General features: G+C 30.6%; 14 protein-coding genes. 13 read left to right on the forward strand and 1 reads right to left on the reverse strand.

Features of this window, described 5'->3' with window-relative positions:
- Nucleotides 1-8: 8 nt before the first annotated feature.
- From helD to LQK79_RS07515, 6 genes are all read left to right on the forward strand, one after another.
- A complete protein-coding gene (gene helD, locus LQK79_RS07490) occupies nt 9-2303 on the forward strand; it encodes an RNA polymerase recycling motor HelD (protein WP_231016104.1) in 2295 nt (764 codons plus the stop codon).
- A gap of 98 nt (nt 2304-2401) precedes the next feature.
- Entirely contained in the window at nt 2402-3580 is a 1179-nt protein-coding gene (locus LQK79_RS07495) for an FprA family A-type flavoprotein (RefSeq protein ID WP_231016105.1), read from the forward strand.
- Between the two features lie 72 nt (nt 3581-3652).
- On the forward strand, nt 3653-4222 hold the full coding sequence (locus LQK79_RS07500) for a class I SAM-dependent methyltransferase (RefSeq protein ID WP_231016106.1): 570 nt from the start codon (nt 3653-3655) through the stop codon (nt 4220-4222).
- Nucleotides 4223-4345: 123 nt separating this feature from the next.
- Complete coding sequence (locus LQK79_RS07505) at nt 4346-5071, forward strand: metallophosphoesterase family protein (protein ID WP_231016107.1); 726 nt, start codon at nt 4346-4348, stop codon at nt 5069-5071.
- 404 nt (nt 5072-5475) lie between these two features.
- Nucleotides 5476-6348: a hypothetical protein gene (locus tag LQK79_RS07510; RefSeq protein WP_231016108.1), complete on the forward strand. Its 873-nt coding sequence runs from the start codon at nt 5476-5478 to the stop codon at nt 6346-6348.
- Nucleotides 6349-6382: 34 nt separating this feature from the next.
- Complete coding sequence (locus LQK79_RS07515; RefSeq protein WP_231016109.1) at nt 6383-7180, forward strand: sugar phosphate isomerase/epimerase family protein; 798 nt, start codon at nt 6383-6385, stop codon at nt 7178-7180.
- Between the two features lie 347 nt (nt 7181-7527).
- Here LQK79_RS07515 and LQK79_RS07520 read toward each other — a convergent pair whose 3' ends face one another.
- Nucleotides 7528-8805: an esterase/lipase family protein gene (locus LQK79_RS07520; RefSeq protein ID WP_231016110.1), complete on the reverse strand. Its 1278-nt coding sequence runs from the start codon at nt 8803-8805 to the stop codon at nt 7528-7530.
- 212 nt (nt 8806-9017) lie between these two features.
- Between LQK79_RS07520 and LQK79_RS07525 the strand changes: the two genes are divergently transcribed.
- From LQK79_RS07525 to LQK79_RS07555, 7 genes are all read left to right on the forward strand, one after another.
- Entirely contained in the window at nt 9018-9587 is a 570-nt protein-coding gene (locus LQK79_RS07525) for a TetR/AcrR family transcriptional regulator C-terminal domain-containing protein (protein WP_231016111.1), read from the forward strand.
- Between the two features lie 134 nt (nt 9588-9721).
- Nucleotides 9722-11404, forward strand: coding sequence for an oleate hydratase (locus LQK79_RS07530; protein ID WP_231016112.1), 1683 nt, complete (start codon nt 9722-9724; stop codon nt 11402-11404).
- 188 nt (nt 11405-11592) lie between these two features.
- Nucleotides 11593-12804 (forward strand): iron-containing alcohol dehydrogenase, encoded by a 1212-nt coding sequence (locus tag LQK79_RS07535; RefSeq protein ID WP_231016113.1) that lies wholly within the window; start codon nt 11593-11595, stop codon nt 12802-12804.
- 273 nt (nt 12805-13077) lie between these two features.
- Complete coding sequence (locus LQK79_RS07540; protein WP_231016114.1) at nt 13078-14715, forward strand: ABC transporter ATP-binding protein; 1638 nt, start codon at nt 13078-13080, stop codon at nt 14713-14715.
- 360 nt (nt 14716-15075) lie between these two features.
- Entirely contained in the window at nt 15076-15870 is a 795-nt protein-coding gene (locus LQK79_RS21040; protein ID WP_231016115.1) for a MerR family transcriptional regulator, read from the forward strand.
- 20 nt (nt 15871-15890) lie between these two features.
- Nucleotides 15891-16547, forward strand: a complete 657-nt coding sequence (locus LQK79_RS07550; protein WP_231016116.1) for a GyrI-like domain-containing protein — start codon at nt 15891-15893, stop codon at nt 16545-16547.
- 153 nt (nt 16548-16700) lie between these two features.
- On the forward strand, nt 16701-17116 hold a 416-nt coding region (locus tag LQK79_RS07555; protein ID WP_231016120.1), incomplete at its 3' end, for a transposase.

The raw sequence follows: 17116 nt of genomic DNA on the forward strand, positions 1-17116 counted from the left end.
TGTATTGTGTGGCAATAGAAAAAAGTGAATTTGAATCAGAAAGCAAAAAATTGGATGAAGCTGAAAATTGGATTGATAACCAAATTGAAATAGCAAAAGAAAATGATAAAGAGCTTGAGGATAAAATTGCGGATTTAAAAAAACAATCAAAAGGTAGATACAATGAAGAACTTGAAATATCTGAAAAACTTTATGATATAACTCATAAAAATTTAGGAAAATATTTAGACGCAAAGCCAATTCCGTATTTTGCAAGAATAGATTTTAGAGAAAAAAGAAGCGTTAATATAGAAAGTTATTATATAGGAAAATTTGGACTTGGTGATAACACAAATGGTGAGGAAAAGGTTATAGATTGGAGAGCACCTATAGCTGATATTTATTACAGTGGAACTCAGGGAGAAGTTACTTATAAAATTCCAAATGGATATGTTGACGGCGAATTGTATCTTAAAAGAAAGTTTATTATAAAAGATTCAAAACTTAAAGATGCTTTTGATGAAGGTATAAATGAGATAATTTTAAAGTCAGCAGAAAATGAAGAAAATGCTTTAACCGATGAGTTCTTAAGAATAAATCTTGAGGAAAATATAAGTGGAAAGCTAAAGGATATAGTTGCTACTATTCAAAAAGAACAAAATGATATTATAAGAAGTGATAGAAATATTGCTCTTGTGGTTCAAGGATCTGCGGGATCAGGAAAGACTACAATAGCACTTCATAGGCTTGCATATCTTCTTTATAAGTACAGCAAGAGTATTTCTGGAAAAGATGTTCTTGTAGTTGCGCCAAACAGACTTTTTCTTGATTATATTTCAGATGTGCTTCCGGGACTTGGGGCTAATAAGGTAAAACAGGTTACCTTTGAAGACATGGCATTAAAGCTTCTTAACTTAAAAGGAAAAGTGTATACAAAAGATAAAAAGCTCGCAGATGTTCTTGAAGAAAGTGATGATAAGAGAAGAAAATATATAATAACTTCAAGTAATTTAAAGGGTTCTGTATTGTTTAAGGAAATAATAGATGAATATTTGAAGTATATTGAGAAGAAAGATTCTGAAATAGAAGATATAAAGGTTGAAAATTATGTACTATTTAATAAAAAAGAAATTAAAAGGCTCTTTGTAGGTGATATGGCACACCTTCCTATAGACAAGAGAAAGGATGAAATAAAAAGGTACTTTGAGCTTAAGATAAACGATAAGATAATTAATATATGTGAAAAAATATCTTTTAATTATGAGTATAATATTGCTAGAATTAAAAAAACTATGGAGGATGGAATCGAGAGAAGAAAAAAGCTAATACAGCTTTATGATGAAAGAGACCTTAGAAAGAAAAACATAACTCATCTTTCGAGAAAAAGCATGGATCAGTACTTTGAAAACTGGAAGCACACAGATACGGAAAAACTTTTCGGAGAGTTTTTTAATAGTCAAGAAGTAATAAAGGAAGGTGTAGGAGATAAAATACCTTCAAAGCTTTTACAATATATGATTGATGAATTTAATTCAAATACTGAAAATGGCATAATTGATGCAGATGATCTCGCCATTATGCTTTATATAAAATTTAGTATAGAGCAGATAAATGATAAAAATATATATAAGCACATAGTTATTGATGAAGCTCAGGACTACAGTATTTTTCAATTTTCAGCACTTAGAAAATTAAGCTTAAATGATTCATTTACAATAGTAGGTGATTTAGGACAGGGAATATATTTTTATAAGGGAATAGATAACTGGAAGGATTTAAATAGTCACATATTTAAGGAAAACTTTAAATATACAGCGCTAACCCAAAGCTATCGTTCTACCGTTGAAATCATAAATTTTGCAAATGAAGTTTTAAAGAAACAGAGTAATGGGTTAAAACCTGCAAAGCCAGTTTTAAGACACGGAAAAGCTCCCGAAGTTGTTGAATTTAAATGTAATAAGGAATTTTGTGAAAAAGTTGACGATATAGTAGATTACATTGAAAAGGCTGGTAAAAAGACAATAGCAGTTGTTGGAAAAAATCATGCAGAGTGTAAAAAAATAAAGGACTATTTAAGAAGATACGGAAAATATGATTGGAAACTTATTCGTGACAATGAAAAAAATTATGATTTGACTAGAGTAGTAATACCATCATATATGACGAAAGGGTTGGAATTTGACTGTATTATAGTTTATAATTGTAGTGATAGTGATTATACTGATAGTGAACTAGATAAAAAAATATTATATGTGGTTCTCACTAGGGCACTTCATTTTGAGTATGTATTTTACAATGGAAAAAAGTCTAAATTGATAAAATAATAATTATTAATGGATAATGATTATCTATAACTATTGATTTTTTGCTTTAGTATGTTATAATATTAACATAAGATAGAAATTGGTTTGGAGGTAATAATATGGGAGTAGAAAAAATTAAAGATGATGTTTACTTTGTTGGTGTAAAAGATGAAAAGCTAAGGGTTTTTGATATAATAATGGAAACGAAAAAAGGCTCAACATATAATTCTTACCTTATTGATGATGAAAAAGTTGCAGTAATTGATAGTGTAAAAGATGGATTTTATGATGAATTTTCAAGGAATATAAAAAGCGTAATTGGAGATAGGAAAGTTGATTATATTATAGTTCAACATACAGAACTTGACCACAGCGGTTCTATTTTTAGACTTATCAAAGATTATCCAGAAGCTAAAATTGTGGCTTCAAAGGCAGCAATAACATATTTAAAAGAAATAGTTAATGGAGATTTTGAGAGCATTGATGCAGTAGGACTTAAAGAACTTAATTTAGGTAGGAATACGCTTAAATTTATTTCTGCACCTAACTTGCATTGGCCAGATACTATGTTTACTTACTTGGAAAATAAAAAGATACTTTTTACATGCGATGTAATGGGATGCCATTATTGTCCTAAAGGTTCTGTAATGGATAAGGATAGGGAAGGCTATCTTCCAGAAATGAAATATTATTTTGATGTAATAATGGGACCTTTTAAGAAGTTCGTCATTATGGGACTAGATAAAATCAAAAATCTTGATATAGATGTTGCAGCTCCTAGTCATGGTCCTATACATGTAGACGATGTAGAAAAAAGTGTACAGCTCTATAGAGAATGGGCACAACCAGAAGCCTCTAAAGAAAAGAATGTTCAAGTGCTTTATATAACAGCTTATGGTAACACAGGTAAAATGGCAAATTACTTAGCTGAAGAGATAAATAAAAAGGGCGTAAAGGCTGAGGCACATGAAATAACAAAGATGAAACTGGATGAAGTTGTAAATGCAATTTCAAATGCTGATGGTGTTTTAATAGGTTCTCCTACAATAAATCAAGATGCAGTAAAACCTGTTTGGGATGTTCTTTCACTTATTTGCCCTATAACAAATAGGGGTAAAGCAGCAGCAGCATTTGGCTCATATGGCTGGAGTGGTGAAGGTGTTCCTATGATGATGGATAGACTTAAATCATTAAAGTTCAAAACAACTGATGAGGGATTAAGATTTAAATTTGTCCCAGGAGAAAAAAATTATAAAGAAGCAGATGAATTTGTAGATAAATATGTAAGTTTACTATAATATGACATATGCAGCTCTGATAACCGTTAAGGTTCAGAGCTTTTTTAGTTGTTAGGAGAGGAATTTTGTAAGATGAATTATATTGGAGATAAGCAGTACTGGGATGATAAATTTTTAAGTCGAGGTGATAAAATTTTGAGTCCTGAAGGATCATTAGTAGAAAATATTAAATATTTAAAAAATGGATCAGTTCTTGATGTGGCTTGTGGTGATGGAAGAAATTCAATATTTCTTCTTGAAAAGGGTTTTGAAGTAACAGGAATTGATTTTAGCATTAAAGCACTTGAAAAGCTTGAACATTTTGCAGCAAGAAGGAACTTAAAGATTTATACAAAACAAGTTGATTTGACTGCCGAGGATGCTTTTAAAGCTTTACAAGTATTTGACAATATTGTAATCAATCATTACAGATTAAGCTTGGATAACATTAAAGAGCTAGAAAATCATATATCTGAAGGTGGAATTTTATTTGTATGTGGTTTTGGACATAAGCACAAGGTTGATTCTAAAATTAAAGAGGAAGATTTAATAAAGCCAGAGGATTTTGAAAGTTTGCATAGTTCATTTGAACTAGTAAGATACATTGAAAATGAAGATGAGAGGGGATTTTTTGTAACATATATTTTTAAAAAGACAGTATAGAATTTTATTCTGTACTTTTTTATTATTGGTAAAAATAAGATATTTATACTAATACAGTAGTATAATAAATGTTATAAATTATATAATGTAGAACATAATGATTTAAGAAAAGAGGTATCAATAATGGATAAGTTAGCAGTAATATCCGATATCCACGGAAACATACCAGCTTTAAAAGCTGTTTTATCAGACATTAAAGATAGAGGTATAACAAGAATAATATGTTTAGGTGATATAGCAGGAAAAGGACCAGATTCAGATATAGCAGTAGATATGATAAAGGAAAACTGTGAAATTGTTGTTAAGGGAAACTGGGATTATTTTATGACAGAATGCGATGATAACAAGGCTATACTGTGGCATCGAAAAAAATTAGGACAAGAAAGATTGGATTATTTAAAAGATCTTCCAATGTATGTAGAATTTTTTATGAGCGGCAGGCTTGTTAGATTATGTCATGCAGCGCCAGATGATGTGTTTCACCGTGTTCAATCTTCAGCAAACTATGATGAAAAAGAAACACTTTTTAAAGATCCTAGAGGAGGAAACATGGAAGCTAATGTGGTTGGTTATGGCGATATTCATGGGGCATACATAGATAACTTTAATGGAAAAACACTGTTTAATACAGGGAGCGTAGGCAATCCATTAGAAATAACTCAATCCTCCTATGCGATTATTGAAGGTAAGTATGGGAATAAAGAAAATTCAGCACTTTCTATAACTTTAGTGAGAGTTCCATATGATATTGAAAAAGCAGTTAATATAGCAGCTCAAAGTAATATGCCAGATTTACAAGCATATGTAAGGGAATTGAGAACAGCTGAGTATAGAGGTAAAATTTATTAAAGTAAGGTGTAAATATGTCAGATTTAAAATTATCAGAAATTATGTCTATGCAAGAGGAATTGTAAGAAAAATACAAAGGAAAGTGGACTGCTCTTTCTGTAAAAAATGGTTAAAGCTCTTTACTTTGGATGATTGAAGAAATGGGAGAAGCGATATCAATCATAAAAAAACGTGGAGAAAATGATATAATGAAAGATGATACGGTGAGGGCAGCATTTGGAGAATAAATAAACCTATTAGGAATTTAAATGATGTTGAGAGTACGGTAGCAGAGGATTTAAGATTCTCTGCATTGTTTTGTATTAAAATTGTTGCCTGTATTTAGTTATGATGATAAAATTAACAGTGTAAATATATTAAACGTTGTTTAATGAGATAAAAGCTAAGTATAGGAGATGGCATTTGTGAAATTGAAAAAATACTTAAAGGTTTTACTAGCAATAATAATTATTTTATCAGCTATTTCATCATTTATAGGCATATTTTCTCAGGGAGGGATTGGGCAGCATAGTATAATTTCTATTTATGGAGAAAAGGTCACAATCTATGGAAGAGGTATATATAAAAATGATTCTATTTCAGCTGTAGCCCAAGGAAAAGCACAGGATTTAGTAACCGTCCTAGTGGGAATTCCAATGCTTGTAATTTCTATGTTTGTTCTTAGAAGAAAAGGTTTAAGGGGAAAACTACTGCTTACAGGAACCTTAGGATATTTTCTTTATACGTATATGTCATATACTTTCCTTTGGAACTTTAATTATCTTTTTTTAGTTTATGTCATAATAATGTCTTGTAGCTTGTTTGCTTTTATAATGTCAATTATGGAGATTGATATAGGGAATATTAAGAATAATTTTAATGATAAGTTGCCAACAAAACTAATAGGAGGTTTTGAAATATTTATAGGTGCAGCAATAGGAATGATGTGGCTTGGCAAGATAGCCCAAGCGTTGAAGATGGGGGCAGCACCATCAGGTCTAGACCATTATACTACGTTAGTTATTCAGGGAATGGATTTAGGATTTGTTGTTCCATTTGCTATTTTATCTGGTATTCTTCTTATTAAGAAAAACAATTATGGTTATTTAATATCATCTATAATGATTGTTAAAGGATTTTCAATGCTTACAACAATTACAGTTATGATGATCAATATGATGCTTTCTGGGGTTGCGGTAAGCTTAATACAAATAGGTATTTTTTTAATAGCAAATTTAGGGTGCATATATTTATTTGTAACATTAATGAAAAATATTATTGATAATAAAAGCAATTAACTTTTAATGTTAAAGTTTTAAGGAGACTTTTATAGTGAAAAATAATATAGTTTTTGGTATGCCAACATTAATTGAATGTAAGGATATTGTGGATACAGTTAAGCTATGCAAAAAGTTAAATTTGTCTTTCGTGGAGATCAATATGAATCTTCCACAATATCAAATCGATTTTATAAACAAAGATTTACTAAAGGAATTAAAGGAAGAGGAACAAATATTTTTTACTCTACATTTAGATGAGAATATTAATATTTGTGATTTTAACAGCAAAGTTGCTAAGGCTTATGTTAATACGGTAGTTGAGTCAATAAAGCTTGCAAAAGAATTAGAAATACCAGTTTTAAATATGCATATGGCAGAAGGAGTTCATTTTACACTGCCAGATAAAAAAGTATATTTGTTTGATGAATATAAAGAAAGATATTTGGCTGCTTTAAAGAAATTTAGAGATATTTGTACTAAGGAAGTTGGATATAGTAACATTAAAATTTGCATTGAAAATACAGATGGATATAAAGGCTTTATGGTTGATGGAATAGAATTGATACTTGAAAGTGATGTGTTTGCATTAACATGGGATATTGGGCATGAACATGCATCTAAGTATAAAGATATGAAATTTATACTTAAGAACAGCAATAGATTAATACATATGCATATTCATGATGCAAAAGGAGAAAAAAATCATTTAGTTTTGGGTACTGGGGAAATAAATTTACCAGAGAGACTTAAAGTTGCTAAAGATAATGGGTGTAGATGCGTTATTGAAACAAAAACTATAGATGCGCTTAAAAAGTCAGTAGAATATTTAAAAACACATGAATTAATATAGTAAATTACAATGTTTGGATAGCGTATTATAGAAATTTAATTGATTACATAGATTTGCACCTAAAATTCCGTAGGTACGGAGGAATTTTTCCATTGTATTACCGTGGGAGCGAAGTAACAATGCTGAAGGAACAGTTTAAAAAAATCCTAATAAATCTTAACTTAAAAATCATAAAATACTTAGATATTTCAATCTGTTTGAGCATTTTTTCAGCGAGTAAACATGCACGAGGTTTGGGCTTTGCCAATTATCCTTCTATACCTCAAGCAAGCACTCGCTTAGAATCACCACTTTAGATTTATAGAATTTTTTTAATGCGACGAAGCATTGTTACTTCGCCTTTTTTATTATTGAGGAAGATTGTACAGCATTTTAGCTAAATTAATATATTTATTTTCTAAGTAAGCTTTATCTAAATTATTTCTAAAGGCAACTACTGAAATGTGATCTATGTTATTTATTTTCCCAAGGTAATTCCAAACTCCTCTTTGAGGGGTACCATTGTAATCAATTACTTTATCTGTTGAACCAACTTTAGGACTTATTGCGGATGTTACGCTTACTATTCCATCATTGGCCCACCATGAAGAATCAATTGCAACCTCTCCAGTTTTATTATTTGTAAATGATCCCATAAAGTAAGAACTTTGTAAAAGAAGAGGATTCATATTTATATTTGGGATTTGATACCCTGTTAATAAATTTTTATGAGTATCCTGGCAGCTTATTGAAAAGTAATAAACATCGCTTTGAGCTTTTACCCACGTATTTAATTCTTTAGCACCTTCGGGTTTCAAATCCCATATGCTTAAATCTTTGGTGTTTTTCCATATATTGCTTGAAAATACTCTACTATAATAAGCCTCATAAGATTCATTAGCTTGCTTTTTAAGTCCCCATTGATCTAGTTTTAAATCCAAGCAAGGGTTGTCCGAATTAGTTATGCCACCTTGTGCTGCCATAGCTGCAAAAAAATCATGAAATGCAGGCTCTAGAGTATAATTTTTATATGCTTCTTGACTGCCGTCATGTGGAGTTGCAATTGTTGTGATACTGCTTACCCAGTGTTTTCCTCCTGTAAAAAGCGGACTTATACTTTCTTTAGGAGTTATAGCTATTTCATCCTTATCACCATTCTCTAGTAATTGAGTTAATACCCTTATAGTTTGTCCACCCATACTGTGACCGATTAAATGCACTTTTTCAATTTGATTTGACTTAGAAAGTGTGCCCCAGTTAGGATATACACCTGGAAAAGTTCTTCCGTATCTCGCATGACCGTATTTGTTCGAATGAGCTTCTCCATAATCTACTGTGCCACCTTTTAAATAGGCATACAGTTCACAGGCTCTATCCCAATTGCTAGATACAGAACCTATAGTTGGAGTATACACAGTATATCCCTTGCTTTGTAAGATGCTTTTCAAGCTTTCAAAACCACCCCAATAATTTTCTCCAAAAAGTTCATCGTTTCCCCAACCAAAGAGGCCATGAACCATTACTATAGGATAGTTACTGCCAGAATTACTATCAACTGCTTTTGCTAAACAATTGTTTGGTATATATAAAAATATGCTTGTAATAAAGAGTAATGCAATTAAAAATTTTTTAATACTTTTTTTCATTTTATCATCTCCTTAAATAAGTGTATTATAGCATTATTTTTATTTAATGTATATAAATGTAAAATAATAATTGCATATTTTAATATATAGCAACTGTGCTCAAAGGAATGTGTGAGTGTTTGTAGAATATAATAAATGTCTATAAAAAATAAATTAATTAATATTAATTGTATATATCTATATGTCACAATTAAGGATAAAGGAGAGATGCTATGATATATTCAGATATAACCAAGCAATTAATAGCTGAATCTTTAAAAAAGCAAATGAAAAAAGTACCGTTTAACAAAATTTCAATACAAAATATTGTGGATGGATGTGGATTAACGAGGCAAGCATTTTACTATCATTTTAAGGATGCGTATGAATTATTGGGGTGGATATACAGCAATGAAGCGGTTGAATACGGAAAAAAAGAAATAAACTATAATACTTGGAAAAGAGCATATCTTGAGGTATTTAGATATATAGAAAAAAACAAGGAATTTTGTATGAACACACTGCATTCAATTGGACGAGATCATCTTGAGAGATTTCTTTTTTCAAATACGGCAATCTATTTGAAAAATATAGTTGATGAAATAGCTGTAGATATGCGGGTTAGCGAAATGAATAAAAAATTTATTGTAGATTTTTATACACCTGCGTTTATTGCCATTGTAATTAAATGGATGGAAGAGGGGATGAAGGAAAATCCTATTGATATTGTTGAAAATACAGCAGATTTAATGGACGGCAATGTAAAAAAAGCCTTAGAAAAATATGGAGAGAGAAAATTATAATTTGTACAATTAACACCTTTTGTAAAGTTTTTTTACAAAAGGTGTTTTATGTAAATTGAAAGGTATATACATTCTAAACTATATTAATATTAGCAAAACAAAATATTAATATAGTTTAGAAAGGAAGTATTTGTATGAAAAACTATGAAAGAATTAATACTGTTCCACAAAAAGGTATTGAAAAGAAAAAAGCTTATCTAGTAGGTGGAGGAATTGGTTCTCTTGCAGCTGCAGCATTTTTAATTAGAGATGGACATATTCCAGGCAGAAATATACACATTTTGGAAGAAAAACAGGTGATTGGTGGAAGCATGGATGGTGCAGGCAATGCAGAAGATGGATATATTGTTCGTGGTGGTAGAGAATTAGAATCACGTATGGAATGTTTGTATTATTTATATGGTTTCATACCTTCCTTAAAAAATCCAATTAGGACTGTTCTTGATGAATTTAGACAGTTAAATATTGAAGAGCCTATAAAATCTCATTGCCGTTTAATCGAAAAATGTGGACATAAAGCTGATTTTTCAACTTTAGGTTTAAGTTTTGAGGATATAATGTCACTAAATAAACTTTTACTTGTAAACGATGGTAAACTTAATGGGGTTACTTGTGAGCAGTGGTTTAAACCTGAATTTTTTGAAACAAATTTTTGGTATTTTTGGCGTACAATGTTTGCTTTTGAAACTTGGCATAGTGTTCTAGAGGTCAAAAGGTATATGGTTAGATTTATGCATTTGATTGGAGGAATGAACCAGCTTACAGGTATTCTTCACACAGAATACAATCAATATGATTCTATGATCTTACCACTAGTTACATGGTTAGAAAATCAAGGAGTTATTATGGAATATGAAACCCAGGTAACAGATTTGGATATTAAAGTTACTGATTCTGAAAAAACTGTAGAGCGTATTTATGTGAAAAGAAATGAAAAAGAAGAAATCATTGAAACTACAGCAAATGATCTTGTATTTGTAACAAATGGCTCTATGACTGAAAATTCAACATTTGGAAGTACTCATAAACCAGCTATTCTTAACCGAAATGGAAAAGAAAGAGGGTGCTGGTCTCTTTGGGAGAAGCTTGCAAAAAAGAGTCCGGATTTTGGACATCCAGAAGTTTTCGCAGGTAATATTGATAAATCTAAGTGGATGTCTTTCACAATGACAATCACAGATAATACCACAGTATTTGATCATATATTAAAGTTAACAGGTGATGCTCCAGGAATGGGAGGTGTTGTAACTATTAAGGATTCAAGTTGGTTAATGTCTTTCACTACATTTAAACAGCCTCATTTTAAGAATCAGCCTAATAATGTTCAAGTACTTTGGGCATATGGATTGTTCCCTGATAATGTGGGGGATTTTGTTAAGAAAAAAATGTGCGATTGTACAGGAGAAGAATTATTTTCTGAACTGCTGTATCATATAGGACTGGAAAGAGAAATACCTAAAATTTTAGCTTCTTCAAAGGTTATTTCTTGCATGATGCCATACATTACAAGTCAATTTATGCCTAGAAGCAAAGGTGATCGCCCTGATGTTATTCCAAAAGGCTCTACTAATTTGGCATTTCTTGGACAATTTACGGAGGTGCCAAATGACTGTGTATTTACAGTAGAATATTCTGTTCGTTCTGCAATGATGGCGGTTTATGGGTTGCTTAAACTTGATAAAGAAGTTACTCCAGTGTATGAAGGACAGTATGATATTCGTGTATTAATAAATGCTGTTAAAACTATGTTTGGCAATAAGGAAATTTCAATAGATAAATTAATTGGAACAGTTTTATCAAATACAGGAATAAAATAGATTTACGAAACTTAATAATAATCTTAACCAAATAGCTTATGTCTTGATTTTAAGATGTAAGCTTATTTTTATTAAAGGATATGTTATATAAAGCTTGACAGTTATTTTAAATAAGATATAAGATATAGAAAAGATTGGTATATTTTGTACTCTGTAAAAATTTAATTTTAAGCAATGGAGGGGAAAATATGATTTGGACATTAAAAAAAGCGGGTTATAGGACATTTCAAGCAGCGTTTAGAGTGGGAATGAAATTTATAAAATTTAAAGAACCTAAATTAATATCTGGTGCAGGTAGTGTAAATAAATTAGCGGATATAATGAAAGAACAGAGTATAAGTAGAGCTCTTATTATAGCGAGTAAAACTATAATGAAATCGGGGTTGCTTAGTAGCTTTTTTGAAAAATTGAAGAAAAATAATATATATTATGAAGTTTATGATAATGTAAAACCTAATCCAAGCATAGAAAATATTGAGGAATGTCTTAAAGTTTATAAAGACAACAATTGCATGGCTATAGCAGCTATTGGAGGAGGTTCTCCTATTGATTGTGCTAAGGTGGTAGCAGCAAGGGCGGCTAATAATAATCTACAGATTAAGGATTTAAGAGGATTTTTAAAGGTAAAAAAGGCTATACCACCTCTTTTTGCAGTTCCAACTACAGCAGGAAGTGGTTCAGAAGCCACTGTTGCGGCGGTTGTAACGGATTCAAATACACATGAAAAGTATGCGATTGCGGATTTGAAGCTTATGCCAGATTATTCTATACTAGATCCAGAATTAACTGTTGGTGTTCCACCTCATCTTACAGCTGCAACAGGAATGGATGCATTAACTCATGCAGTAGAAGCTTACGTTGGTAAAGATGGGACAGAGTTTACAAATGATAAGGCTTTAAAGGCAACAAAGATGATCATAGATAATTTAGAAAATGTATATATAGATGGCGCTAACATTGAAGGGCGTAATGCTATGCTTATTGCATCAAATTATGCAGGACAGGCTTTTACTAGAGCTAGTGTTGGATATGTGCATGCAATAGCTCATGCTGTTGGTGGTTTATATGGAGTTGCTCATGGTCTCGCTAATGCGATAATACTTCCGAAGGTGCTGGAGTATTATGGAGAAACAGCATATGGCAAATTAGCTGAATTAGCCATTTATTTAAACCTAGGAAATAAAAATGAAGGTGAAAAGAATTTAGCATTAAAATTTATATCGAAGATAAGGAACATGAATAAAAATATGGAAATTCCTTTAGGCATCAAGGAAATAAAGGAGGAAGATATATCTGTAATTGCTAAAAGGGCAACTAAAGAAGGAAATCCAGCTTATCCTGTGCCTAAAATAATGAATATTGATGAATGTGAGGAGCTTATAAGAAAATTAAAGTTATAGCAGCTTATTATAAAGTGTGAAGAATAGTTTTTCACACTTTTATTACATTCTCTTTACAGTATAAATTTTAACCAGCAGTTAAATTCATTACTTTTATTTAACTATATATCCGTTGGAATAAACGTTGAAGTAATATATACTAAATATAAGTTCTACAATATGAAGTTATATTAAAGCGTTTAGAAAAACCAGAATTTGATTTGATCAGAGAAGAAAAAGCGTTTAAAAATATAACGGATGAATTGAAGAAACTTAAAAAAAGAGGTGTTTCACTTGGGTAAGCTTAGCAGTATTTTTAAGTTAAAGCCGTTTTTCAAAAAGTATTGGGTGATTTTTAGTGCTGGAATTATAGGAATGATTTTAAGCTCTGTTGCATCAACTCCAGTTCCATACATAATAGGACATTTAATGGACAAAGTATTATTAGGTAAAAAGAGTTTTAAGGAACTTTATTTTTATATAGGGATAATAGCACTTTTATATGTTTTTCGATATGTCATTTCTTTTGTTTCAAAATATATTTTTGTAAAAATAAATAATTTAGTGGTAAATGAAATGAGATGTTCTGTTATGGAAAAGGTTATGGATTTACCTATGAGTTATCTTGCAAAAACGGAAAAAGGATATGTTCAAAGCAGAATAAATGAGTGCAGCTCTGTTGGAAGTATTTTTTCACCATCAATTATTGGTGTATTTTTGAGTATCGTAGATGCGGGACTTGCTGTAGTAACTATGTTTGTAATAAATTATAAATTGGCTATTGCTGCAGTTTTATTGGCACCTGTATTTTTCTTTTCGGCAAAGTTATCAGCTGAAAATTTTATGAAAAATACAATGGCTATGATGGAATCCAGTGCTTTTTTAAATGGCGAATCTTATGAGATAATAAATGGAATTGAAACTATTAAAGTACTTAATGGTAAGAAAAGTAAACTTATTAAGTTCAAGGAAAAGTTAAATAAACTTATAAAGGTAAGCATAAAGCAGAGCAAATCAATGGTTCTTTTTATGGAAAATACAGAGCTCATAAGTAATTTTGGATCTCTTCTTATTTTGCTCATTGCAGGAATTTTAATTTTAAAGGGACAATTTACAATAGGTTTGTATACTTCTTTTTCATTATATATAGGTAAAGTTTTTGCTAGTGCACAGGGCATAGCTACAATAGGTACAACCATAAAGCCAGCGTGCCTTAGCATAGAAAGAATTTATGAACTTTTAGACATGAAAGACGAGAACTTTGGTAAAGATAAAATTTTAAATGAAGAAATAAAATCTATAGAACTTAAAAATGTAAGCTTTAAATATGATGACAATAAAACTGTTTTCAATTCACTAAACTTTGAAATGAAGAAGGGCGAAAAAGTTCTTATAAAAGGTGAAAATGGTTCTGGAAAATCAACACTTATTAAACTTCTCTTGGGTCTTTATAGTGCAAGTTCTGGAAGCATATTTTATAACGATTTTGATATTAATGAAATTAATACTGAAAGTCTCAGAAAAAGGGTTGGAATAGTATCGCAAAATATATTTTTGTTTAGAGGAACTGTACTTGAAAATATATTATATGGACAAAATGAGAAAAATCGAAATGATGCTGAGAAAGTAATACAAGAATTAAATTTAAATGAATATGTAAATAAAATGCCAAAAGGTTTAGATACAGAAATAAGTCAGAGTACTGCTGGAGTTTCAGGAGGACAGGCACAGATTATAGCATTCATAAGGGCAATGCTGGGTGATAAAGATGTAATAATTTTAGATGAACCTATTTCTAATGTGGATGCAGAGACCAGGGAAATAGTGCTAAGTATTTTAAGAACAAGAGAATTTAAGGGAATACTTATTGTAGTTTCACACTTAATTGAGGGAATGGACTTTATAGATAAAAGCGTTAATATAGATAGATAACATTAATGGTTGAAATTGTTAATGCCAAATTTATTCTGTTAAATTAGAGTACAATTGACAGAGTACAGAGGACAGTGTGGGATGATTTTTCTCCGCTATCGCTACAAAAAATCTAAAACTTAATGCTTGCGCAATTATACCATGTGTGGTGCTCAGCGAAGCTGACAATATATAAGTTCTAAGATTTACCTAAGTGGAACGAAAGGTAAATTTACCTTCACTGTCCTCTGTACTCTATTCAATAATTAAGTGTGATTAAAAGCTTTTAGTAATTTAAAACTTATATGTACTTTTATTATATAGGCTCTTGACTTTCCAGTGCGGGGTATAGTTTATACTATTTTTTGTAGAGGTGATTAGGTGTATAAGATAGGTGAATTTTCTAAGATTACGGGCTTAACAGTAAAAACTTTAAGATATTATGATGAAGAAAATATAATAGAACCATCCTATAGGAATGAAGAAAATGGTTATAGATATTATGATGAGGAAGATTTTAAAAAAGCTCAGCTTATTATTGTGCTTAGAGAACTTGAATTTTCTATAGCTGAAATTAAAGATGTAATATCAAATTTTGAAAGCCCGGATGATTTATCGTACTTTTTAGAGGAAAAGAAAAAAATTGTACAAGAAAAAATGAGAAAAGAAAAGGAACTTATAAAAAAAATAAACCTCTATATAAACCCAGAAAGGAAAGAGGCTAATTGTATGAATTATAAAGTTGAAATTAAAAATATTGAAGAGGTGCTGGTGGCATCAGTTAGATTTAAAGGTAAGTACAGTGATGTTTCAAAGTATATTGGAAGGCTTTATGGTGTAGTTAAAGGAAATGCAAGTGGAAGCCCTTTTAATTGTTATTATGATGATGAGTACAAGGAAGAGGCTGATATAGAACTTTGCGTGCCTATTTCGAAGATGATTAAAAGTAATGAAGTTGAAGTGAAAAAGCTTCCAAAGATAAGAGCAGTTTGTGTTACACATAAGGGGACTTATGAGAATTTAAATATGGCATATAAAGCTGTATTTGATTATGCAAAAGAGCATGGGCTTAAATGCAGTACTCCTTCAAGAGAAATATATGAAAAGGGCCATGGAAAAATATTTAAAGGAAATCCAGATAATTATATAACTCATATTATTGTACCTATAGTGTAGGAGTGTAGGAGGGCAAAAACATGGAGAGTAAATTAGATTATAAAAAAGAGTTTAAAGATTTATATATGCCAAAGACAAAACCTAGTTTAATTGATGTGCCAGCAATGAAATTTATTATGATCGATGGAAAAGGCGATCCTAATGAGGAAAATGGAGAGTATAGTAAAGCTGTAGAATTATTATACGCATTATCCTATACAATTAAAATGAGTAAAAAAGGACAAAATAAAATAGAAGGGTATTTTGAATATGTAGTACCACCACTTGAGGGTTTATGGTGGTGTGATGAGGGTAAGATAGATTTTTATGATAAAAGCAAATTTCATTGGACATCAATGATTAGACAGCCAGAGTTTGTGACAGATGAGGTTTTTAAATGGGCATGCTCTGAAGTTTTGAAGAAAAAACCTCAGTTAGATGTTTCAAAATCACGATTTCAAGTGTTAAAGGAAGGTGTATGCGTGCAGATGATGCATATTGGACCTTTTGATAATGAGCCTGAAACGGTTAATGAGATTGAAGATTATATTGAAAATAATAGTTTAAGAAATGCGATTTCAACAGTTAGTAAGAATGGAAGCATAAGAAGGCATCATGAAATTTACTTATCGGATCCAAGAAAAACATATAAGCAAAAAATAAAAACAGTTTTAAGAATTCCAGTTGAGCACAAATAGAAGTAAATCACAAAAGTTCCAGATATTTTAGTTGTATCTGAGAGTGTAAAATAAAGTGTGTAAGTTACAAAAAAAAGCTTACGCACTTTGTTCATTATACAGGGTGTGTTAAAATAAAAAAACAAAGGAATGAAAAGGATGAGAATAGAAACTATGGCAAGAAAAAATAATGATACACCCCAAAACAAGATTGTAAATGAAATATTAGAACAATATAATCCAACTACTGTTGAAGATATGCAAAATGCTTTAAAGGACATCTTTGGGCCTATGTTTGAAGCTATGCTTAAAGGAGAAATGAATAACCACTTAGGTTATGAAAATAATGATCACAGAGAAAAGAAAACAACAAATCGTAGAAATGGATATACTAAAAAAGTACTTAAAACTTCGAATGGTTCTATTCCTATTAATGTTCCAAGGGATAGAGAAGCTACATTTGAACCTAAATTGATACCTAAAAGGTCAAAAGATGTATCTGGTATACAAGATAAGGTTTTATCAATGTATGCAAAAGGAATGAGCCAAAGAGATATAGCTGATACAATTGAAGATATATATGGATTTGA

The sequence above is a fragment of the Clostridium guangxiense genome (assembly GCF_021043395.1).
Classification (GTDB): domain Bacteria; phylum Bacillota; class Clostridia; order Clostridiales; family Clostridiaceae; genus Clostridium_S; species Clostridium_S guangxiense.

What these genes read in the sequence shown, in the direction of transcription:
- LQK79_RS07505 (WP_231016107.1), top strand. Translation starts at nt 4,346, where the DNA reads ATGGATAAGTTAGCAGTAATATCCGATATCCACGGAAACATACCAGCT.
- LQK79_RS07525 (WP_231016111.1), top strand. Translation starts at nt 9,018, where the DNA reads ATGATATATTCAGATATAACCAAGCAATTAATAGCTGAATCTTTAAAA.
- LQK79_RS07535 (WP_231016113.1), top strand. Translation starts at nt 11,593, where the DNA reads ATGATTTGGACATTAAAAAAAGCGGGTTATAGGACATTTCAAGCAGCG.
- LQK79_RS07550 (WP_231016116.1), top strand. Translation starts at nt 15,891, where the DNA reads ATGGAGAGTAAATTAGATTATAAAAAAGAGTTTAAAGATTTATATATG.
- LQK79_RS07495 (WP_231016105.1), top strand. Translation starts at nt 2,402, where the DNA reads ATGGGAGTAGAAAAAATTAAAGATGATGTTTACTTTGTTGGTGTAAAA.
- LQK79_RS07500 (WP_231016106.1), top strand. Translation starts at nt 3,653, where the DNA reads ATGAATTATATTGGAGATAAGCAGTACTGGGATGATAAATTTTTAAGT.
- LQK79_RS07530 (WP_231016112.1), top strand. Translation starts at nt 9,722, where the DNA reads ATGAAAAACTATGAAAGAATTAATACTGTTCCACAAAAAGGTATTGAA.
- LQK79_RS07520 (WP_231016110.1), bottom strand. Translation starts at nt 8,805, where the DNA reads ATGAAAAAAAGTATTAAAAAATTTTTAATTGCATTACTCTTTATTACA.